The sequence below is a fragment of the Sulfitobacter sp. 1A13496 genome (genome assembly GCF_043557225.1).
Classification (GTDB): domain Bacteria; phylum Pseudomonadota; class Alphaproteobacteria; order Rhodobacterales; family Rhodobacteraceae; genus Sulfitobacter; species Sulfitobacter faviae.
The window spans coordinates 821,178-841,155 of sequence record NZ_JBIFFP010000001.1; the positions used below are offsets into that span (position 1 = coordinate 821,178).

The 19,978-nt window shown below is 63.3% G+C and carries 19 protein-coding genes; 17 read left to right on the top strand and 2 right to left on the bottom strand.

Features of this window, described 5'->3' with window-relative positions; all coding sequences use genetic code 11:
* Positions 1 to 26 precede the first annotated feature (26 nt).
* A complete protein-coding gene (gene miaA, locus ACGYLX_RS04020) occupies positions 27 to 917 on the bottom strand; it encodes a tRNA (adenosine(37)-N6)-dimethylallyltransferase MiaA (protein WP_394447453.1) in 891 nt (296 codons plus the stop codon).
* A gap of 130 nt (positions 918 to 1,047) precedes the next feature.
* Between miaA and pyrH the strand changes: the two genes are divergently transcribed.
* From pyrH to lpxB, 13 genes are all read left to right on the top strand, one after another.
* Positions 1,048 to 1,773, top strand: a complete 726-nt coding sequence (pyrH, locus tag ACGYLX_RS04025) for a UMP kinase (protein ID WP_067261559.1) — start codon at positions 1,048 to 1,050, stop codon at positions 1,771 to 1,773.
* 173 nt (positions 1,774 to 1,946) lie between these two features.
* Complete coding sequence (gene frr, locus ACGYLX_RS04030) at positions 1,947 to 2,513, top strand: ribosome recycling factor (protein ID WP_067261561.1); 567 nt, start codon at positions 1,947 to 1,949, stop codon at positions 2,511 to 2,513.
* 48 nt (positions 2,514 to 2,561) lie between these two features.
* Positions 2,562 to 3,299: a polyprenyl diphosphate synthase gene (uppS, locus tag ACGYLX_RS04035; RefSeq protein WP_067261562.1), complete on the top strand. Its 738-nt coding sequence runs from the start codon at positions 2,562 to 2,564 to the stop codon at positions 3,297 to 3,299.
* A gap of 11 nt (positions 3,300 to 3,310) precedes the next feature.
* Positions 3,311 to 4,102: a phosphatidate cytidylyltransferase gene (locus tag ACGYLX_RS04040; RefSeq protein WP_067261564.1), complete on the top strand. Its 792-nt coding sequence runs from the start codon at positions 3,311 to 3,313 to the stop codon at positions 4,100 to 4,102.
* 6 nt (positions 4,103 to 4,108) lie between these two features.
* Positions 4,109 to 5,284: a 1-deoxy-D-xylulose-5-phosphate reductoisomerase gene (gene dxr, locus ACGYLX_RS04045; protein ID WP_394447455.1), complete on the top strand. Its 1,176-nt coding sequence runs from the start codon at positions 4,109 to 4,111 to the stop codon at positions 5,282 to 5,284.
* Positions 5,285 to 5,297: 13 nt separating this feature from the next.
* Complete coding sequence (gene rseP / locus ACGYLX_RS04050) at positions 5,298 to 6,641, top strand: RIP metalloprotease RseP (protein WP_394447457.1); 1,344 nt, start codon at positions 5,298 to 5,300, stop codon at positions 6,639 to 6,641.
* 136 nt (positions 6,642 to 6,777) lie between these two features.
* Positions 6,778 to 6,903: a hypothetical protein gene (locus tag ACGYLX_RS04055; protein ID WP_394447459.1), complete on the top strand. Its 126-nt coding sequence runs from the start codon at positions 6,778 to 6,780 to the stop codon at positions 6,901 to 6,903.
* Between the two features lie 194 nt (positions 6,904 to 7,097).
* Positions 7,098 to 9,431 (top strand): outer membrane protein assembly factor BamA, encoded by a 2,334-nt coding sequence (gene bamA / locus ACGYLX_RS04060; protein WP_394447461.1) that lies wholly within the window; start codon positions 7,098 to 7,100, stop codon positions 9,429 to 9,431.
* A 4-nt stretch (positions 9,432 to 9,435) separates the two neighbouring features.
* Positions 9,436 to 10,020: an OmpH family outer membrane protein gene (locus ACGYLX_RS04065; protein WP_394447463.1), complete on the top strand. Its 585-nt coding sequence runs from the start codon at positions 9,436 to 9,438 to the stop codon at positions 10,018 to 10,020.
* Between the two features lie 81 nt (positions 10,021 to 10,101).
* On the top strand, positions 10,102 to 10,572 hold the full coding sequence (gene fabZ / locus ACGYLX_RS04070) for a 3-hydroxyacyl-ACP dehydratase FabZ (protein WP_067264885.1): 471 nt from the start codon (positions 10,102 to 10,104) through the stop codon (positions 10,570 to 10,572).
* Positions 10,569 to 11,351: an acyl-ACP--UDP-N-acetylglucosamine O-acyltransferase gene (lpxA, locus tag ACGYLX_RS04075; protein WP_394447465.1), complete on the top strand. Its 783-nt coding sequence runs from the start codon at positions 10,569 to 10,571 to the stop codon at positions 11,349 to 11,351. Before fabZ ends, lpxA begins: the two co-directional genes overlap by 4 nt.
* Complete coding sequence (locus tag ACGYLX_RS04080) at positions 11,348 to 12,148, top strand: LpxI family protein (RefSeq protein ID WP_394447467.1); 801 nt, start codon at positions 11,348 to 11,350, stop codon at positions 12,146 to 12,148. The genes lpxA and ACGYLX_RS04080 overlap by 4 nt, the downstream gene beginning before the upstream one ends.
* Entirely contained in the window at positions 12,145 to 13,296 is a 1,152-nt protein-coding gene (gene lpxB / locus ACGYLX_RS04085; protein WP_394447469.1) for a lipid-A-disaccharide synthase, read from the top strand. Before ACGYLX_RS04080 ends, lpxB begins: the two co-directional genes overlap by 4 nt.
* Before the next feature lie 6 nt (positions 13,297 to 13,302).
* On the opposite strand, the gene mnmA is transcribed toward lpxB, so the two are convergent.
* Positions 13,303 to 14,445, bottom strand: coding sequence for a tRNA 2-thiouridine(34) synthase MnmA (gene mnmA, locus ACGYLX_RS04090; protein ID WP_394447471.1), 1,143 nt, complete (start codon positions 14,443 to 14,445; stop codon positions 13,303 to 13,305).
* 120 nt (positions 14,446 to 14,565) lie between these two features.
* On the opposite strand from mnmA, the gene ACGYLX_RS04095 reads away from it, so the two are divergent.
* The 4 genes from ACGYLX_RS04095 to recG all read left to right on the top strand — a co-directional run bounded on the left by ACGYLX_RS04095 (position 14,566) and on the right by recG (position 19,955).
* Positions 14,566 to 14,844, top strand: coding sequence for a DUF1153 domain-containing protein (locus ACGYLX_RS04095; protein WP_394448083.1), 279 nt, complete (start codon positions 14,566 to 14,568; stop codon positions 14,842 to 14,844).
* 94 nt (positions 14,845 to 14,938) lie between these two features.
* Positions 14,939 to 15,646 carry a response regulator transcription factor CtrA gene (ctrA, locus tag ACGYLX_RS04100; protein ID WP_394447473.1) on the top strand — a complete coding sequence of 236 codons (708 nt, stop codon included), beginning with the start codon at positions 14,939 to 14,941 and terminating at the stop codon, positions 15,644 to 15,646.
* Between the two features lie 101 nt (positions 15,647 to 15,747).
* Complete coding sequence (gene ligA, locus ACGYLX_RS04105) at positions 15,748 to 17,868, top strand: NAD-dependent DNA ligase LigA (RefSeq protein WP_394447475.1); 2,121 nt, start codon at positions 15,748 to 15,750, stop codon at positions 17,866 to 17,868.
* Entirely contained in the window at positions 17,865 to 19,955 is a 2,091-nt protein-coding gene (recG, locus tag ACGYLX_RS04110; protein ID WP_394447477.1) for an ATP-dependent DNA helicase RecG, read from the top strand. The genes ligA and recG overlap by 4 nt, the downstream gene beginning before the upstream one ends.
* The last annotated feature ends 23 nt before the right edge of the window (positions 19,956 to 19,978 follow it).

Consider the following 19,978-nt stretch of genomic DNA (forward strand, 5'->3'; position numbering starts at 1 on the left):
CGCAAGAAATTCCGCCCGCTCGGCGGCTATCCCGGCGTGACCCGCTGCCAATCTGCCATCTTACTGCGCATCCAAGTGCGCTGCCGCTTGGCAAAACGGCGGGTGGCGACCACGGCAGCTTCGCGGGCGCGGTGCAGCGGCCAGTCGCCGTCGAGGTGGCGGATCAGTTCCGGCACGCCGATGGCGCGATGGGCGGGCAGCGATGGGTCATAGCGCGGGCGGAGGGCGGCGACCTCTTCCAAGGCGCCTTGCTCTAGCATCAGGTCAAAGCGCTGCGCGATGCGGGCGTTCAGCCAATCCCGCTCGACATCGAAGACGATCGGCAGACAATCCGCCAGCGGCAAAAGCGGTGCGCCGGTGTCGCGTTGCCAGTCCGACAGGCCGCGCCCGGTGGCCTGCCACACTTCCCAAGCGCGCTGCACCCGCGCGCGGTTGCGTTGGTCGAGGCCTGCGGCGGTCTCGGCATCCAGCCCGGCCAACAGGTCTTCGAGCGCCATCTCGTCGCCTTGGGCGCGCACCTCTACCGGGGTGGCCGGAATCTCGGCCAGCCCCTGCGTCAGGGCAGAGAAGTAAAGCCCGGTGCCGCCGGTGATGATCACCCTCTGGTCGCCGCCCAGCAGCGGGGCCACCTCGCGCAGCCAATGGCCGGTGGAATAGGGCGCATCTTCGGCCAGATGACCATAAAGCAGATGCGGCGCGCGTGCCTCTTCCTCGGGTGAGGGGCGGGCGCTGATGATGCGCAGGGGGGCGTAGACCTGACTGGCATCGGCGTTGACGATCACACCGCCCTGCGCCTCGGCAATGGCGAGGGCAAGGGCGGATTTGCCACTGGCAGTCGGCCCGGCGATCAGCACAGGCCGCTCGGGCGGTAAGTCTTGCAACAGGGCGTCCATCTGGGCCTTGGGAATATCCGGCATTTCTTTGCGTCTTCCTTACGTCCCGCATTGAACCTTGGGCGTATTTGCGACATTTTGGCGCGAAATGAAAACCCTTCACCGCCGCAAGGCCCAAATCTCCCCCGGTTGGTGAAATAGTAAGGTGTGCCCGATGTCCCAAGACACCCCCCAAGTCTCCTTTAACCGCGTGATGCTAAAGATTTCCGGGGAGGCGCTGATGGGTGACCTCGGCTATGGTCTGCATCCGCCAACCGTCGAACGCATCGCCCGTGAGGTGCAATCGGTGCACAGTCTGGGCGTCGAAATCTGCATGGTGATCGGCGGCGGCAACATCTTCCGCGGGCTGCAAGGCTCGGCGCAGGGGATGGAGCGGACCACGGCGGATTACATGGGGATGCTCGCCACCGTCATGAACGCGCTGGCGATGCAATCGGCGCTCGAAGGCTTGGGCATCCACACCCGCGTGATCAGCGCCATCACCATGAACGAAGTGGCCGAGCCCTATATCCGCCGCCGCGCCGTGCGCCACCTTGAGAAGAAGCGGGTCTGCATTTTTGCCGCGGGCACCGGCAACCCCTATTTCACCACCGACACCGCCGCGACCCTGCGCGCCAATGAGATGTCCTGCGAGGCGATCTTCAAGGGCACCAAGGTCGATGGTGTTTATGACAAGGACCCGGCCAAGTTCGACGATGCGAAACGCTATGATCTGGTGAGCTATGACGACGTGCTGCAAAAGCGGCTCGGCGTGATGGACGCCTCTGCCATCGCGCTGGCGCGGGACAACAACCTGCCGATCATCGTCTTCTCGCTGGATGAACCGGGCGGCTTCCAAGGCATCTTGGCGGGGCAGGGCACCTATACCCGCGTCGGGTAACTCCGCCCGCAATCCAAAGCATCGCCCCACGGCGGGGCGATTGACCTGATGCCGTCCGCGTCTCTCACAGCAGGGGCGCGGGGCGCGTATGGTGGCGCAACAATGGGCAGTTGTGAAAGCGCCGCGCCACCGTTAGAAAGCCGTAACGCAAGGAAACAACAAGCAGGCTCGCCATGTCAGACGAATTTATGCTCGATACCGATGATCTTGAACGGCGGATGAACGGCGCGATTGCGTCGCTTCGGACCGAGTTCGCATCGCTGCGCACGGGGCGTGGCTCGGCCTCCATGCTGGAGCCGGTGATGGTCGAGGCTTACGGCCAGATGACCCCGGTGAACCAAGTCGGCACCGTCAACGTGCCTGAGCCGCGCATGGTCACGATCAACGTCTGGGACAAAGGTCTTGTTGGTAAGGTTGAAAAAGCCATCCGCGAAAGCGGTCTGGGCATCAATCCGCAGCTCAATGGCACCATTATCATGCTGCCGATCCCTGAGCTGAACGAAGAGCGCCGCACCCAGTTGACCAAGGTCGCGGGCCAATACGCCGAACACGCGCGCGTCTCGATCCGCAACATCCGCCGCGACGGGATGGACCAGATCAAGAAAGCCAAGAACGACGGCGCGATGTCAGAGGACGACCAGAAAATCTGGGAAGGCGAAGTGCAGGATCTGACCAACCGTTTCATTACGCTCATCGATGAACAGCTTGAGACGAAACAGGCCGAAATCATGCAAGTCTGACCCCGCCAAGACGCCGGGAAACAGAACTTGAAAGAAAAAGGTCGAGACATGAGCACCGCCGAAATTCAGCCCCAAACGATACCCGGCGGGCCACGCCATGTGGCGATCATCATGGACGGCAATGGCCGTTGGGCCACCCAACGCGGGCGGCCCCGGCTTTTTGGGCATCACGCCGGCGCCAAACGCGTCCGCGAGATCGTCGAATGCTGCCCCGATGTGGGGGTGGAGTATCTGACGATCTTTGCCTTCTCGACCGAGAATTGGAAACGCACGCAGGTCGAAGTGGCCGGGCTGATGTCGCTGTTCCGGCGCTATATTTCTAAAGAAATGCGCAGCCTCAGCGACTATGGCGCGCGGGTGCGGTTCATTGGGGATCGCGACCGGCTGGATGACAAGCTGATCAAGCTCATGGGAGAGCTTGAGGCCCATACCGCCCATAACACCCGCATCAATCTAACCATCGCGCTCAATTATGGTGGCCGCGATGAGGTGGCCCGCGCCACCCATCGTTTGGCCCAAGATGTCGCCAGCGGCAAACTTGACCCCGATAGCGTGGACGAAGAGACCCTGCCGCGCTACCTCGATACCCATGTGTTGCCCGACCCCGATCTGGTGATCCGCACCAGCGGCGAGGCGCGGATTTCGAACTTTCTGCTGTGGCAATCGGCCTATGCGGAATATGAGTTCATCGACACGCTGTGGCCGGATTTCACCCGCGAGGAATTCGCCCGGCTCTGCGCCGCCTATGGCGGGCGTGACAGGCGGTTCGGTGCGGTCAAGACCTGAGGAGAGCTGCGATGAAATCACCTGAACAATGGTCCGACCTACGCGCCCGTATGCTATCGGCCAGTGCGATGATCCTGATCGGTCTGTTGGGCATCTGGTTGGGCGGCACCGTCTTTCATCTGCTGGTGGCGCTGATCTGCGGCATGATGGTCTGGGAATTGGTCGGCATGCTGCGCGGGCAGGGGCAGGCGGCGGCTTGGCAATTGGGGCTGGTGACCGCGGCGGCGGTGCTGGCCTCGGTCTATCTGCCGGTGGGCTTTGGCCTGCCGCTTTTGCTGGCCCCGGCGCTGGCGGGCTTTGCACTATTGAGCGCCAATCGCACGCTTTACATGAGTTTTACCGCGCTAATCCTGCTGGCGGGCTTTGGTCTGATCCAGCTGCGCGATGACATGGGTTTTGGCTGGTTGATGTGGCTGGTGCTGGTGGTCGTGGTGACCGATGTGGTGGGCTATTTCGCAGGCCGCGCCATCGGAGGGCCCAAATTCTGGCCCAAGGTCAGCCCCAAAAAAACATGGTCCGGCACCGCCTCGGGCTGGGTTGGGGCGGCTGTTGTCGGGCTGATTTTCTCGTTCAACACCGGCTTTGGCCTGCAACTTGTCGGCATCTCGGTGGCCCTGTCGATGGCCTCTCAGATGGGCGATATGGCGGAGTCGGGCATGAAGCGAAAGATGGGCGTCAAAGACAGCTCGGCGCTGATCCCCGGCCATGGCGGCCTGTTGGACCGTTTTGACGGGATGCTGGGCGCTGCCGTCTTCTTGCTGATCGTCGGCCCGCTGATCGGCTTCCCGCCGGGCGTGAACTGACCCGCTATGCCGCGCAAGATTTCGATACTGGGGGCGACCGGGTCCATCGGTCAGAACACGATTGACCTGATCCGCCGCGCGCCCGATGCCTATGAGGTCGTGGCCCTGACCGGCGCGGGCAATATCGCGCAATTGGCTAAGGACGCCATTGCGCTGAAGGCCGATGTGGCCGTCACCGCGCGTGAAGACCTGCTGGATGATTTGCGCGACGCGCTCAGCGGCAGCGGGGTCGAAGCCGCAGCGGGGGACGAGGCGATCACCGAGGCCGCCTCGCGCCCGGCGGATTGGACCATGTCGGCGATCATCGGCGCGGCGGGGCTGGCACCGGGGCTGGCGGCGCTGCGCCAAGGTGGCACGCTGGCGCTGGCAAACAAGGAATCGCTGGTCTGCGCCGGGGCGTTGATCATGGGCGAGGCCGAGCGCCACGGCGCCACGATCCTGCCCGTGGACAGTGAGCATTCCGCTGTGTTTCAGGCGCTCGTCGGCGAAGATATGGCCGCGGTTGAGCGTGTCATCATCACCGCCAGCGGCGGCGCGTTCCGTGATTGGCCGCTGGAAGACCTCGCCAATGCGACGCTCGACCAAGCCTCAAGCCATCCCAATTGGGACATGGGGCAGCGCATCACCATCGACTCGGCGTCGATGTTTAACAAGGCGATGGAAGTCATTGAAACGCGTGAGTTTTTCGGCGTCTCGCCCGAGGCGATTGAGGTACTGGTGCATCCGCAGTCGATGATCCATGCGCTGGTGGGCTTTTGCGACGGTGGCTTGATGGCCCATGTCGGCCCCGCGGATATGCGCCATGCCATCGGCTATGCGCTGAACCATCCCGCGCGCGGGCATGTTCCGGTCGAGCGGCTGGACCTGACCAAGATAGGACGTTTCGATTTCACCGCCCCCGATGACGCCCGCTGGCCCGCGCTGCGGCTGGCGCGGGACGTCATGGCGGCGGGCGGTCTGATGGGCGCGGTTTTTAACGCGGCCAAGGAGGTGGCGCTTGACGGTTTTATTGACGGACGGCTGCGCTTCACGCAGATGGCCGAGATCGTCGAAGAGGTGCTGGAGCGCCGCGCCGAAGAGGCCGCGCAGGGCCGCGACGACATGACACTTGAACTGGTGGCGCAGGCGGACCATCTCGCACGCAAGGCGGCAGAGGCCGCAATTCAGAAAAGGGCAGGGTAGCACGTTGGACATCATGGGATTTTTGCCGGAGTTCGGCGGGCTGATCTGGACGATACTGGCCTTTGTCGTGGCGCTGTCGGTGATCGTGGCGATCCACGAGTACGGCCATTACATCGTGGGCCGCTGGACCGGGATCAAGGCGGATGTCTTCAGTCTCGGCTTCGGCCCCGTGCTCTTCTCTCGCGTCGACAAACGCGGCACGCGCTGGCAGTTCGCGCTGCTGCCCTTTGGCGGCTATGTGAAATTCGCAGGCGACTCCAACGCGGCCTCAGGCAAGGATGAGACCGCGATGGAAGCGCTCGCCGACGACCCCGAGGCGCTGCGCCACACGATGCACGGCGCGCCGCTCTATGCCCGCGCGCTGACCGTGGCGGCGGGGCCGGTGTTCAACTTTGCCCTGTCGATCATCATTTTCTTCGCCGTGGCGATGACCGCGGGCACCGCCCGCGATCCGCTGACCGTGGGCGCGCTGCGCGCGCTGCCGAGTGATGCCTATGAGTTGGCTCCGGGCGATATTCTGCGCGCGGTCGAAGGCACCCCGGTGCCCTCGCTCTCTGCCGGGAAAGGCTATGGCGATTTCCTGACCAACTTGCCGCAGGAAGCGGTTCTGAGCTATGACATCACCCGCGATGGCGAAGAGCTGACCGTGCCCGGCCCCTATCTGATGCCGCCGCTGGTCAGCAATGTCGCCCCGCAATCGGCGGCGCAAGAGGCCGGTCTGCGCAGTGGCGATGTGATCACCGCCGTGAATGGACAAGAGATCGTGGCCTTTGGGGAATTGAAAGAGGTGGTCGAAGCCTCCGAAGGGGCGCCGCAGGAGTTGACCGTCTGGCGCGATGGCGAGACCCTGCCTTTCACTCTTGTCCCCAAACCCACGGATGAGCCGCAGCCCGATGGCAGTTTCAAACAGAACCTGCGCATTGGCATCGTTGGCGGCATGGCCTTCGTGCCTGCGACCGATACCCCCGGCGTGGGTGAGGCGCTCGGCACCGGTTTGGACAACACTTGGCGCATTATCACCGGCTCGATCTCGGGTCTGCGTGAGATGATCGTGGGCAATATCAGCACCTGCAACCTCAGCGGTCCGGTGGGCATCGCCCAGACCTCGGGCGCGATGGCGAGCCAAGGGGCGCAGTCCTTCATCTATTTCATTGCGGTGCTGAGCACGGCGGTCGGTCTGCTGAACCTCTTCCCGATCCCGGCCTTGGACGGCGGACATCTGGTGTTCTACGCCTATGAGGCGGTGACCGGCAAACCGCCCAGCGACGGCGCGCTGCGCTTTTTGATGAGCATCGGCATCGCCTTGGTGCTGACCCTGATGCTCTTTGCGCTCGGCAATGATCTGTTCTGCCCCTAAGCGGCGCAACGACAGCGAAAGAGAGCCTGCGCCTTGCCCCTCGAGGCAGGGCGCAATGCCTTCAAATGGCCACAATTGAACAAAATCGTGCCGCAATCTCTGGCTATGGTTCCCCTTCATCGAGAAGGAACCGAAAATGCACGTCTTGCAAGGAACATACCGCGGTCTGAGCCTGCTTTTGGACCTGAATTGGGACCGTGCGTTCTTTGGCGCGGCCATTGCCGCGGCGCTTTCCGCCGGGGCCTTTGTCGTCTCTCTCTGACCGCTGCGAGCTGCTGGATCGGGCAGTTTCACACGATCTTGTCCCATCATGTCATTCCGGCCCAACTTGCCGCATGATATGGACTATTTTTCCCGCCGTTGCTTTTGACAAACCCCGTTAACCTGCGTAGTCAGGTTGACAACAATGTCGTAAAAAAACGGGTCGGTGTAATGGGACTGAGGAACGAGGGCAGAATGCCCGTCGAATGGGCGCAGCGCAGCAATGTCGGCAAGACCCTTCGGGGGGCATCGCTTTGTGTCATGTTGTCCGTCGCGTGGCTCGTGCCCGGCAGCCAAGCGCAGGCGCAGCAATATCAGTTCAACACAGTCGTCATCGACGGCAATGAGCGGATCGGCGACAGCGCGATCCTGCGCCGCGCGGGCATCGGGCGCGGGCAGGCGGTGACGGGCGGTCAGTTGAACGACGCCTATCAGAACCTGCAAAACTCGGGCCTGTTCGAATCCGTCTCGCTTGAGCCACAGGGCGGCACGCTGGTGATCACCGTGGTCGAACTGCCGACGCTGAACCGCGTCAGCTTTGAAGGCAACCGCCGCATCAAGGATGAGATGCTGGCGGAACTCATCGGCTCGACCGAGCGTCGGGTGTTCAATCCCAGCCAAGCCGAGCAGGACGCCGCCGCCATCGCCGAGGCTTATAGCAACGAGGGCCGTCTTTCGGCCCGCGTGCAGCCGCGCATCATCCGCCGCGATCAGAACCGCGTCGATCTGGTGTTCGAGATTTTCGAAGGCGACAATGTCGAGATCGAGCGTCTGAGCTTTGTCGGCAACCGCGTCTATTCCGACCGCCGCCTGCGCCGCGTTCTGGGCACCAAACAGGCTGGTCTGTTCCGCCGCTTGGTCAAGCGCGACACCTATGTCGAAGGCCGCGTCGAAGCCGACAAACAGTTGCTGCGGGACTTTTACCTGTCGCGCGGCTATGTCGACATGCGCACCGAGGCGGTGAATGCCGAGTTGACCGAAGAGCGTGATGGCGTCTTTGTGGCCTATAACATCACCGAGGGGCAGCAGTTCCGTTTCGGCGAGGTGAAGCTGGAATCCGAAGTGCCCGGCCTGAATGCGGCGGCCTATCGCGACCTGCTCAAGATCCGCCCTGGCGTGATCTATTCCCCGACCCTGATCGAGAATGACATCGCCCGGATCGAGCGCCAAGCGATCCGCGATGGTGTCGATTTCCTGCGGGTCGAGCCGGTGATCGACCGCAATGACCGCGATCTGTCGCTCAACGTGACCTACAAACTCTCCCGTGGGGAGCGCATCTTTGTTGAGCGGATCGACATCGAAGGCAACACCACCACGCTTGACCGCGTGATCCGGCGCGAATTCGACAGCGTGGAGGGTGACCCCTTCAACCCACGCGAAATCCGCCAAGCAGCGGAACGCATCCGCGCGTTGCAGTATTTCGAGACGGCAGAGGTCAACGCCCGCCAAGGCTCCAGCCCCGAGCAGGTCGTGATCGACGTGGATGTGGAGGAACAGCCCACAGGCTCGCTGAACTTCGGCGGCTCCTTCTCTAACAATGACGGTTTCGGTGTGGCGGTCAGCTTCCAAGAGGAAAACTTCCTTGGGCGCGGTCAGCGGCTGAACCTGTCGATCTCCACTGCCGAGGATGCGACGCGCTATGGCGTGACCTTCGTCGAGCCGCGCTTCCTTGGCCGCGACGTGGCGCTTGGCCTCAAGCTGGACTATGCCGAGACCAACTCCTCCTACACCAGCTATGACACCGAACGTCTGGTCTTCCAGCCCAGCCTGACCTTCCCGGTCAGCGAGAATGGCCGTCTGTCGACGCGCTATACCCTCGAAGGGATCGAGATGCTGGAGCGGGACGACGAGGACAACAGCGCCACCATCGCGAATGAAATCGCCGAGGGCGCGCTCTTCTCCTCCTCCGTTGGCTATACCTATACCTACGACACCCGCCGCAGCGGGCTGGACCCGACACAGGGCGTTCTGTTCGAGTTCGGACAGGACTTTGCCGGGCTTGGCGGCGACAACGAATATATCAAGACCACGGCCAAAGTCGCGGGCGAGAAGCGTATCTTTAACGAGGAAGTCACCCTGCGTGCCACGCTCGAAGGCGGGGCGCTGTCGTGGAACAGCGGTACCAACCGTGCGGTTGACCGTTTTATCCTCGGCCCGTCGATCATGCGCGGCTTTGAGCCGGGCGGCATCGGCCCGCGCGATCAGAGCAACGGGGTGGACGACGCGCTTGGTGGCAACCTTTTTGCCGTGGCCCGTTTCGAGGCCGAGTTCCCGCTGGGTCTGCCTGAGGAATATGGCATCACCGGCGGCGTCTTCTACGACGTGGGCAACCTGTGGGATCTGAGCGATGTGGACACCTCCGGCGGCACCATCGTCGGCGAAAGCGGTTCGTTCCGTCATGTGATCGGCTTCTCGGTCTTCTGGGACACGCCGCTTGGCCCGCTTCAGTTCAACGTCTCCGACGCGCTGAAGAAAGAGAGCTTTGACAAAGAGCAAAGCTTTGAGGTCACACTGCGGACCACGTTCTAAGCCCATGCGCCGCGCCTTCATCCCCTTGGTGATGATGCTGGCCGGGGCCACCCCCGGCCTCGCGCAGCAGGCGCCCGTGGCGGACCCTCAGACAAATACAGCCGCCCCCGCAGGGGGCGGTGTGATCAGCCCGGTGCTGACCATCGATTCCGAACGGCTGTTCCGTGACAGCGCCTTTGGCGAGCGTGTCAGCCGCGAGATCGAAGCCCAGAGTGAGCAATTGGCCACGGAGAACCGTGAGATCGAAGCGGCGCTTGAGGCGGAAGAACGCGAACTCACCGAAAAACGCTCTCAGTTGAAACCGGCGCAGTTCCGGCTGCTGGCAGATGCCTTTGACGAAAAGGTGCAGCGCACAAGGGCAGAGCAGGCGGCGAAGAACCGGGCGCTGAGCGAGGCGCTGGACCTTGAGCGGGAGCGGTTTCTGGCCGCTGCGGCCCCGGTGCTTGAGCAGTTGATGCGCAATTCCGACGCGGCGGTCATTCTGGAGCGGCGTCGGGTCTTTGTCTCGTCCTCCGCGATCGAGGTTACGGATGAGGCGATTGCGCTTTTGGACGAGACGATCGGCAGCGGGCTGACGGACGCCGAGTAAGCGCCGCACCTGCCGGGATGCTTGCCCCCAGCCGCCCGAATTGGTAGCCCTTCGGCAACCTTCTGAGACAAAGGACAGTCCATGACCGAAGAGCTGCTGCGCGCCGATATACAAATGATCCAGCGCATCCTGCCGCACCGCTATCCCTTTTTGCTGGTCGACAAGGTCGAAGAGATCGCGGGCACCGAGAGTGCTGTCGGCTATAAAAACGTTACCATGAACGAGCCGCATTTTCAGGGCCATTTTCCCGGCACGCCGATCATGCCGGGCGTGACGATTGTGGAGGCAATGGCCCAGACTGCGGGTGTGATGGTGGGCACGGCCCTTGGCATGCAGGACCGCGACATGCTGATCTATTTCATGTCCATCGACAAATGTAAGTTCCGCCGCAAGGTTGGCCCCGGTGATGTGCTGCGGATGGACCTCAAGACCCTGCGCGGCAAGCCGGGCGCGAAGATTTGGAAATTCGGCGGCGTGGCCACAGTTGAGGGTGAAATGGCCGCCGAGGCCGAGTTCATGGCAATGTTGGATCTCCCGCAGGACGCGGCATGAGCAATATCCACCCCAGTGCCGTGATCGAAGAGGGCGCGCAGATCGACCCTTCGGCGCGCGTCGGCCCTTTCTGCGTGGTCGGGCCCGAGGTCGTGTTAAAGGCGGATGTGGAGCTGAAATCCCATGTCGTCGTCACTGGCCGGACCGAGGTCGGCGCGGGCACGGTGATCTTCTCTTTCGCGGTGATCGGTGAGATTCCGCAGGATCTGAAGTTCAAGGGCGAAGCCAGCCGTCTGGTCATCGGGGAGCGGAACCGCATCCGCGAACATGTCACCATGAACTGCGGCACCGAAGGTGGCGGCGGGGTGACCCGCGTGGGCGATGACGGGCTCTTCATGGCCGGCTGCCACATCGCCCATGACGCTGTGGTCGGCAATCGCGTGATCGTGGTGAACAACGCCGCCGTCGCCGGGCATTGCGTGCTTGAAGATGACGTGATCATCGGCGGGCTGTCTGGCATTCATCAATTCGTTCGCGTCGGGCAAGGCGCGATCGTCGGCGCGGTGACCATGGTGACGAATGACGTGATCCCCTACGGCCTTGTGCAAGCGCCGCGCGGTGATCTGGACGGGCTGAACCTTGTTGGGCTGAAACGCGCGGGCGTGGCGCGCAGCGATATCACGGCGCTCAGGGCCGCGTTCCAGATGCTGGCGCAGGGCGAGGGGACATTCTCGGACCGGGCGCGGCGTTTGGGGGACGAGACCCAAAGCGATTACGTCCGCCAGATCGTCGATTTCGTCATGGCCGACACGGGCCGCCATTTCCTGACGCCGAAATGAGCCTTGCGCTGATCGCCGGGCGCGGCGGCCTGCCCGTGCGGGTGGCGGCGGCGCAGGAGGTGCCGCCTTTGGTCTGCGCCTATGAGGGCTGCGCGCCCGATGGGCTGAAGGCCGATCTGACCTTCCGGTTGGAGACTTTGGGCAGCCTGCTTGCGCATCTTCTGGGCCTTGGCATCCGCGAGGTTTGCCTCTGCGGTGCGATTGACCGGCCTACGCTCGATCCTGCCAAGCTCGACATGCGCACCGCACCTCTCGTGCCGCAGTTCAAGGCCGCCCTTGCGGCGGGCGACAATGGCGCGCTTGAGGTGATCAAGACGATTTTCGAAGATCACGGCCTGCGGGTGGTCGGGGCCGATGAACTCGTCCCAGACCTGCTGGCCGACAGCGGTGTGCTGTCCCGCGAACTGCCCGACGATCAGATGCGCCGGGATGCGGCGCGCGGCACGGCGGTGCTGGACGGGTTGGCAAGCTTGGATATCGGGCAGGCCTGTGTGATCGGGCGCGAACAGGTCTATGGGGTTGAGACCATTGGGGGCACGGATCACCTGCTTGCGACCCTGCCAGAAGCGATACAGGGCGCGCGCGCAGTGCTTTGCAAAGGCCCGAAAACTGGCCAAATCCGTGAGATCGACCTGCCGACCATCGGCCCCGACACGCTGCGTACCGCCCAAGCGGCGGGGCTGGCAGGCGTGGTGGTCAAAGCCGGTGGTGTGATGCTGCTGGAGCGGGACGCTTGCGTGGCGCTGGCAGATGAATTGGGATTGGTGCTTTGGGTCCGAGAGGGGGACGCTGGATGAAGGTGTTCATTCTGGCAGGCGAGCCTTCGGGCGACCGGTTGGGCGGCGCGCTCATGGCGGGGCTGAAAGAGCTCTGCCCCGAGGTGACATTTGACGGCATCGGTGGGCCGCAGATGATGGCTGAGGGGCTGGAAAGCCGCTTTAATATGGATGAGCTCAGCGTCATGGGGTTGGCCGAGATCCTGCCCAAATACCGCGCGCTGATGGCCCGGATCAACGAGACGGCGCAGGCGGTGGTCGAGTTGAGGCCGGATGTGCTCATCACCATCGACAGCCCCGATTTCTCACTGCGCGTGGCGCGCAAGGTGAAAGAGAAATCCGATATCAGAACAGTGCATTACGTGGCCCCAACCGTCTGGGCATGGCGCCCCGGCAGGGCCGAGAAAATGGCCCGTTCCGTCGATCACGTCCTTGCCCTGTTCCCCTTCGAGCCGCCCTATATGGAAGCGGCAGGCATGGCCTGCGATTTCGTCGGCCACCCGGTGGTGGCCGAGCCCGTGGCCGATGACGCCGCCGCCGCGTCGTTCCGTGCCGAACACCGCCTCGCCGATGCGCCCTTGTTGCTTGCCTTGCCCGGTTCGCGTCGGGGGGAGGTCTCGCGGCTGGCGCCGGTGTTCCAGCAGGTCGTTGCGCGATTGGTCGAGGCCGAGCCGTCCTTGCGTGTCGTCGTCCCTGCGGCGGCCCCTGTGGCCGCCTTGGTCAAACAGGTCACGCGCAACTGGGCGGGCAACCCGCTGGTGCTGGATCCGCGCGACCAAAGCGTCGAGGCTTTCACCGCCAGCAAACGCGCCGCCTTCCGCGCGGCGGATGTGGCGCTTGCGGCCTCGGGCACCGTATCGCTGGAGCTTGCCGCGGTGAACACGCCGATGGTTATCGCCTATGACATGAATTGGATCAGCCGCCAGATCATCGGGCGGATGCTGCGGGTGGATACGGTGACGCTGGTCAACCTCGTTTCGGAAACCCGCGTGGTGCCGGAATTCATCGGCGCGAACTGCCGCCCCGGCCCGATTGCTGAAGGTGTCTTGCAAGTGCTGCGCGCGCCCGGCGCCCAGAAGGACGCCATGGCGCTGACGATGGCGCGTTTGGGGCAGGAGGGTGAGGCACCCGGCCTGCGCGCCGCGCGGGCGGTGCTGGCGCGACTTTAAGGGCTGTCAGCCGCGGTGAATCCAGCCGCCGCCGAAAATGCGCGTGCTGTCAGGATCATAGAAAACACAGGCCTGCCCGGGAGAGACGCCTTCCTCAGCGGTGAGTAGCTCGACCTCGGCCTCCGTCTCGCTGATCGGGCGCAGGATGGCATCGCGCGGTGGACGGGTAGAGCGCACCCGCACGGCGATGTTCCATTCCGCCTGCGAGGTCAGGGGCGCATCGCCCAGCCAGTTGATCTCGCGCACCGGGATTTTACGGGTGGCGAGCATGGACTTCGGACCGACGACAACTTCTTTCCGCTCGGGATCGAGCTTCACGACATAGAGCGGATCGGCCAGACCGCCGATGCCGAGGCCCCGGCGCTGCCCGATGGTGTAATGGATCACGCCCTCGTGGCTGCCCAGTACATTGCCCTCGGTATCGACGATATCGCCCGGATCAGCGGCCTCGGGGCGCAGCTTGCGGATCACCGCAGCGTAGTCGCCGTTCGGGACAAAGCAGATGTCTTGGCTGTCGGGCTTGTCGGCAACCTCCAGCCCGTATTTCGCGGCGAGCTTGCGGGTGTCGTCCTTGCTTGGCAGATGGCCCAGCGGGAAGCGCAGGTAGGAAAGCTGCTCTTCGGTGGTGGAGAAGAGGAAGTAGCTCTGGTCGCGGTTGCCATCGGCGGCGGCATGCAGCTCCGGCCCGTTCTCACCCATCTTGCGCTGGATATAGTGCCCGGTGGCCATGCAGTCGGCCTCCAGATCCTTGGCGGTTTCCAGCAGGTCCTTGAACTTCACCCGCTCGTTGCAGCGGATGCAGGGCACGGGCGTGGCGCCGCCGAGGTAGCTGTCGGCAAACTCGTCGATCACGGCGTCCTTGAAGACATTCTCATAGTCCAAGACGTAATGCGGGAAGCCCATCTCCTCGGCCACGCGGCGGGCATCCTGAATGTCGACGCCCGCGCAGCAGGCGCCTTTCTTGGCCAGCGCCGCGCCGTGGTCGTAGAGCTGCAGGGTGACGCCCACAACGTCATAGCCCTCGTCCTTGAGCATGGCCGCGACGACGGAACTGTCCACGCCGCCCGACATCGCCACGACGACGCGCGTATCGGCAGGCGCTTTGGCAAAGCCAAGCGAATTGAGCGGCGGGGTCTGATCAAGGGCCATGGGTCTCTCCGGAGTTTGTGCGCGAATATAGGAAAATCCTACCTAGTCACAAGGGCGGGCTTCACGCCGCGTTAAGGCAGGTGGGGGTTATTGGACGCCAAAACAATGGCGGATGATGCGATGTACCTGAAAAAAGTCGATGGGCCACGGTCTGTTACCCTCGCTGGCGGGAGCGTGATGTCCCGCGCCGATTTGCCAAGCGCCGATACCCGCAGGTGGGTGGCCTCGCGCAAGGCGGCGGTGGTGCGGGGGGTGGTCTATGGGCTGATCACCCAATCCGAAGCGCTGGAGCGTTACGGCATCAGTGACGAAGAATTTATGGAGTGGTTACATGCGGTTACCGAACATGGGGAGGCGGCGCTGAAGGCCACGGCCTTGAAAAAATATAGACAACTTTAAGTTGTTAATCTATCCTATCGAGTATCGGTAACGGGTAGTTAACCTTTTTTGCTCAGGGTGAGCCCATCGTCCAAGATGAGCCGGAGTAACCGAAATGCGTGTATTGTTAGTTGAAGACGACCCAACGACCTCTCGCAGTATCGAACTGATGCTGACCCATGCGAATCTTAACGTCTACGCCACCGACCTGGGCGAAGAGGGAATCGATCTGGCCAAGCTTTACGACTATGATTTGATCCTGCTCGACCTCGATCTGCCGGATATGAACGGCCATGACGTGCTGCGCCAGTTGCGGCTCGCCCGGATCGAGACGCCGATCCTGATCCTCTCGGGCTCCGACGATACGGAAAATAAGCTGAGGGGCTTCGGCTTCGGCGCTGACGATTATTTGACGAAACCCTTTCATCGGGAGGAATTGGTCGCCCGGATTCATGCCATCATTCGGCGGTCCAAGGGGCATTCGCAATCCATCATCAAGACGGGCCAAGTGGCGGTGAACCTTGATGCCAAGACCGTCAGCGTGAATGATTCCCCCGTGCATTTGACCGGCAAGGAATATCAGATGCTCGAACTCCTGAGCCTGCGGAAGGGCACGACCCTCACCAAGGAAATGTTTCTCAACCACCTCTATGGCGGCATGGACGAGCCTGAGTTGAAGATCATCGATGTCTTCATTTGCAAACTTCGCAAGAAGCTGAGTCAAGCCACTGGCGGGGAGAACTATATCGAGACGGTCTGGGGCCGCGGCTATGTGCTGCGCGATCCTGACCCGGTCGAGATGGATTTGGCCGCCAGCGCCTGATCCCCCTCGGCTCGGGCTTGAAATCATTCGCCCTGAAATCGCTAGACCTGCCCCTGATCGCCACCTATCTAAGCGACAGATGACAATATCGGGGGCAGATCGTGACATCCCAGATCGAGGTTGAAGCGCTGACCAAAGCGCAGGCAGAGACGGAACTGGCCCGGCTGGCCGAGGTGTTGCGCGTAGCCAACACGGCCTATCATACGGAAGATGCGCCGGAAATTTCCGATGCGGAATATGACGCGCTCAAGCGCCGCAATGCCGAGATCGAAGCGCGTTTCCCGGACCTCAAGCGCGCCGATAGCCCCTCCGAACAGGTCGGCGCGCCGGTCGCCGAAGGTTTTGGGAAGATTCGCCATGCGGTGCCGATGCTCTCGCTCGCCAATGCTTTCGACGCCGAGGAAGTCACCGAATTCGACGCACGAATCCGCAAATACCTCGGCCTCGGCGCCGATGCGCCGCTGGCCTATACGGCCGAGCCCAAGATCGACGGGCTGTCGCTTTCTCTGTGCTACGAAAACGGCGTGCTGGTCCAAGCCGCCACGCGCGGCGATGGTGCTGTGGGTGAGAATGTCACCGCGAACGCCCGCACGATCCAAGACATCCCGCAAGAGCTCAAGAACGCGCCCGATCTGCTGGAGGTGCGCGGCGAGGTCTATATGAGCCACGCCGATTTCGCGGCCCTGAACGCGCGGCAGGCGGAAAGGGGCGGCAAGACTTTCGCCAACCCGCGCAATGCCGCTGCCGGATCGCTGCGCCAATTGGACCCCGAAATCACCCGCGTGCGGCCTCTGCGGTTCTTCGCCTATGCTTGGGGCGCGCTTTCGGCCCCTTTGGCCAACACCCAAAAAGGCGCCATCGACCGTTTGGCGGAACTGGGGTTCTCGACCAACCCTTTGACCGCGCTTTGCAAGGGGCCGGGCGATATGGTCGCCCATTATGAGGCGATCGAGGCGCAGCGCGCCACCCTTGGCTATGACATCGACGGCGTGGTCTACAAGGTCGATGACCTTGCTCTGCAGGACCGGCTCGGCTTTCGCTCGACCACCCCGCGTTGGGCCGTGGCCCATAAATTTGCTGCCGAACTGGCATGGACCCGGCTTGAGAGCATCGACATTCAGGTCGGCCGCACCGGCGCATTGTCCCCCGTGGCGCGGTTGCAGCCGGTAACGGTGGGCGGTGTCGTCGTCTCCAACGCGACGCTGCACAATGAGGACTACATCAAAGGGCTCGACAGCAAGGGTGCCGAAATCCGCGGTGGCAAGGATGTGCGCGTCGGTGACTGGGTGCAGATTTACCGCGCGGGCGATGTGATCCCGAAAGTGGCAGATGTTGACCTGTCGAAACGCCCCGAGGATGCGGCGCCTTTCGTCTTTCCGACCACCTGTCCGGAATGCGGGTCGGATGCGATCCGCGAGCCTGGCGATGCGGTGCGACGCTGCACGGGCGGGCTGATCTGTCCGGCCCAAGCCGTTGAAAAGCTGATCCATTTCGTCAGCCGCAAAGCCTTTGACATCGACGGTCTGGGGGCCAAACAGGTCGAACAGTTCTACCACGACGGCTGGATCGCAGAGCCTGCGGATATCTTCACCCTGAAAGAGCGTTACGGCAGCGGCGTGCAGCAGTTGAAGAACCGCGAAGGCTGGGGGCCGAAATCGGCCGAAAATCTGTTCCAAGCCATTGAAGATCGGCGTGAAATTCCCATGGCGCGGCTGATCTTTGCCCTCGGCATTCGCCATGTGGGCGAGGCGGCGTCGAACCTGATCGCGCTCCACTACGGCGATTGGCAGAGTTTCGAGGCCGCCATGGCCGAGGCCCGCGGGCTGGACGGCCCGGCGTGGGACGATCTGATCGGCGTCGATGGGGTGGGCAGCGTTATGGCGGGCTCGCTCGTCTCGGCCTTCGCGCAGGAGGCGGAGCGCGCCTCCATCGACCGGTTGGTGGCCCATCTGACCGTGATTCCTGCCGAGCGGCCCGACACCGAAGGCAGCCCCGTGGCGGGCAAAACGGTCGTCTTCACCGGCACCTTGGAGAAGATGAGCCGTGCCGAGGCCAAGGCCCGGGCGGAGCGTTTGGGGGCCAAGGTTTCGGGCTCGGTCAGCGGCAAGACCGACATTCTGGTCGCGGGGCCGGGGGCGGGGTCCAAGGCCAAAAAGGCCGCCGAACTGGGGATCGAGACCTTGGATGAAGACGGCTGGCTGGCCCTGATCGACGGCCAATGAGCGGCAGACCGGAACAGCTTTTCCCGCTTTTCGCCGGGCTGGAAACGCTCGAAGGGGTGGGGCCTAAGACCGCGCAGGTGCTGGGGCAGTTGGGCATCCAAGCGCCGCGCGATCTGCTCTTTACCCTGCCGCATTCCGGCATCGACCGCCGTCTTCGCGACAGTGTGCAGGACGCGCATCTGCCCGCGACATTGACCGTCGCGGTCACCATCGGCGCGCATCGCCCGGCCCGCAACAAGGGCGGCGCCTATCGCATCATGGTTGAGGACGCGCAGACCAGTTTTCAACTGGTCTATTTCCACGCGCGGGGCGATTACTGGCAGCGCCAATTACCCGAAGGCAGCCGTCGCATCGTCTCGGGCCGGGTGGAGTTTTTCGATGGGATGGCGCAGATGGTCCACCCCGATTTCGCGGTGCCGGAGGATCAGGCCAGCAGCATTCCCGATTTTGAGCCGGTTTATCCGCTGACCTCCGGACTGACACAAAAGCTGATGTACAAGGCCACCCGCGGCGCGTTGAAACGGCTGCCCGTGGTCGCCGAATGGGCCGATCCGGGGCAGGTGGCGCAGGCCGGCTGGCCCGATTTTGCCGCCGCCGCAGAGGCCGCCCATGATCCGCGGAAGGCCGAGGATCTGACCGCCACCGCGCCCGCGCGCGAGCGGTTGGCCTATGACGAGCTTTTCGCCCATCAGGTGACCTTGGCGCTGGCGCGACAGAATGAACGGCGCAAGATGGGGCGGGCAAATCGGGGCGACGGGCGGCTGCAACAAAGGGTCCTGTCCTCCTTGCCCTATCGCCCCACAGGCGCGCAGCAGCGCGCGATCGAAGAGATCACCGCCGACATGGGCCGCGAGACCCGGATGAACCGGCTGTTGCAGGGCGATGTGGGGGCGGGCAAGACGCTGGTGGCCTTCATGGCGCTCTTGCGCGCAGTTGAAGCGGGGGGACAAGCGGTGCTGATGGCGCCGACGGAAATCCTTGCCCGTCAGCACCTTATGGGGCTGCAACCGCTGGCGGAACAGGCGGGCGTGGTGCTGGAACTGCTCACCGGGCGCGACAAGGGGGGCGAGCGTCGGGCCAAGCTCGCGGCGCTGGAACGCGGCGATATCCAGATCCTCGTCGGCACCCATGCGGTCTTTCAGGCCGATGTCAGCTTTGCCGATCTGCGCCTCGCCGTGGTTGATGAACAGCACCGTTTCGGCGTGCGGCAGCGGCTGGAACTGGGCCGTAAGGGGAAGCTTGCCGATGTGTTGGTGATGACCGCCACGCCGATTCCGCGCAGTCTGGCGCTGGCGCAATACGGCGATATGGATGTGTCGATCCTCGACGAAAAGCCCCCCGGGCGGCAGCCCATTCGCACCGCGCTCGTCTCGACGTCACGGATGGATGAGGTGATCGACCGGATGCGCCATGCGATCAGCGAGGGGCGGCAATGCTACTGGGTATGTCCGCTGGTTGAGGAAAGCGAAGTCAGCGATCTCACCGCGGCGGAGGACCGGTTTAAGCGGCTGCGTGCGGCCTTGGGCGAAGGGATCGTCGGGTTGGTCCACGGCCAGATGCCACCTGCCGAGAAGGACGCGGCAATGCGCGCCTTCCAAGCGGGGGAGACCAAGGTGCTGGTGGCCACCACGGTGATCGAAGTGGGCGTCGACGTGCCCAATGCCACGATCATGGTGGTCGAACGGGCCGAAATTTTCGGCCTCGCGCAGCTGCATCAGTTGCGGGGCCGCGTCGGGCGGGGTTCAGGCGCCTCGACCTGTCTTTTGATGTATCAAGCGCCGTTAAGCGAGACGGGCCGCCAGCGGCTTGAGGTGCTGCGCGAATCCGAAGACGGGTTTGTCATCGCCGAAACCGACCTGAAAATGCGTGGCACGGGGGATCTGATTGGCACGGCGCAGTCCGGCGTGCCGCGTTTCCGCGTGGCGGATTTGGAGCGTCAGGCGGGACTGATGGCGGTGGCGCAATCGGATGCCCGCAAGCTTTTGGCCGATGACCCCAGCCTCGAAGGGCCGCGCGGCAAGGCCGTGAGGGTGCTTCTGTGGCTCATGCGGCAGGATGAGGCGATCCGTTTGATAACAGTGGGTTAGCGATCGAAAACTCATTATGTTCG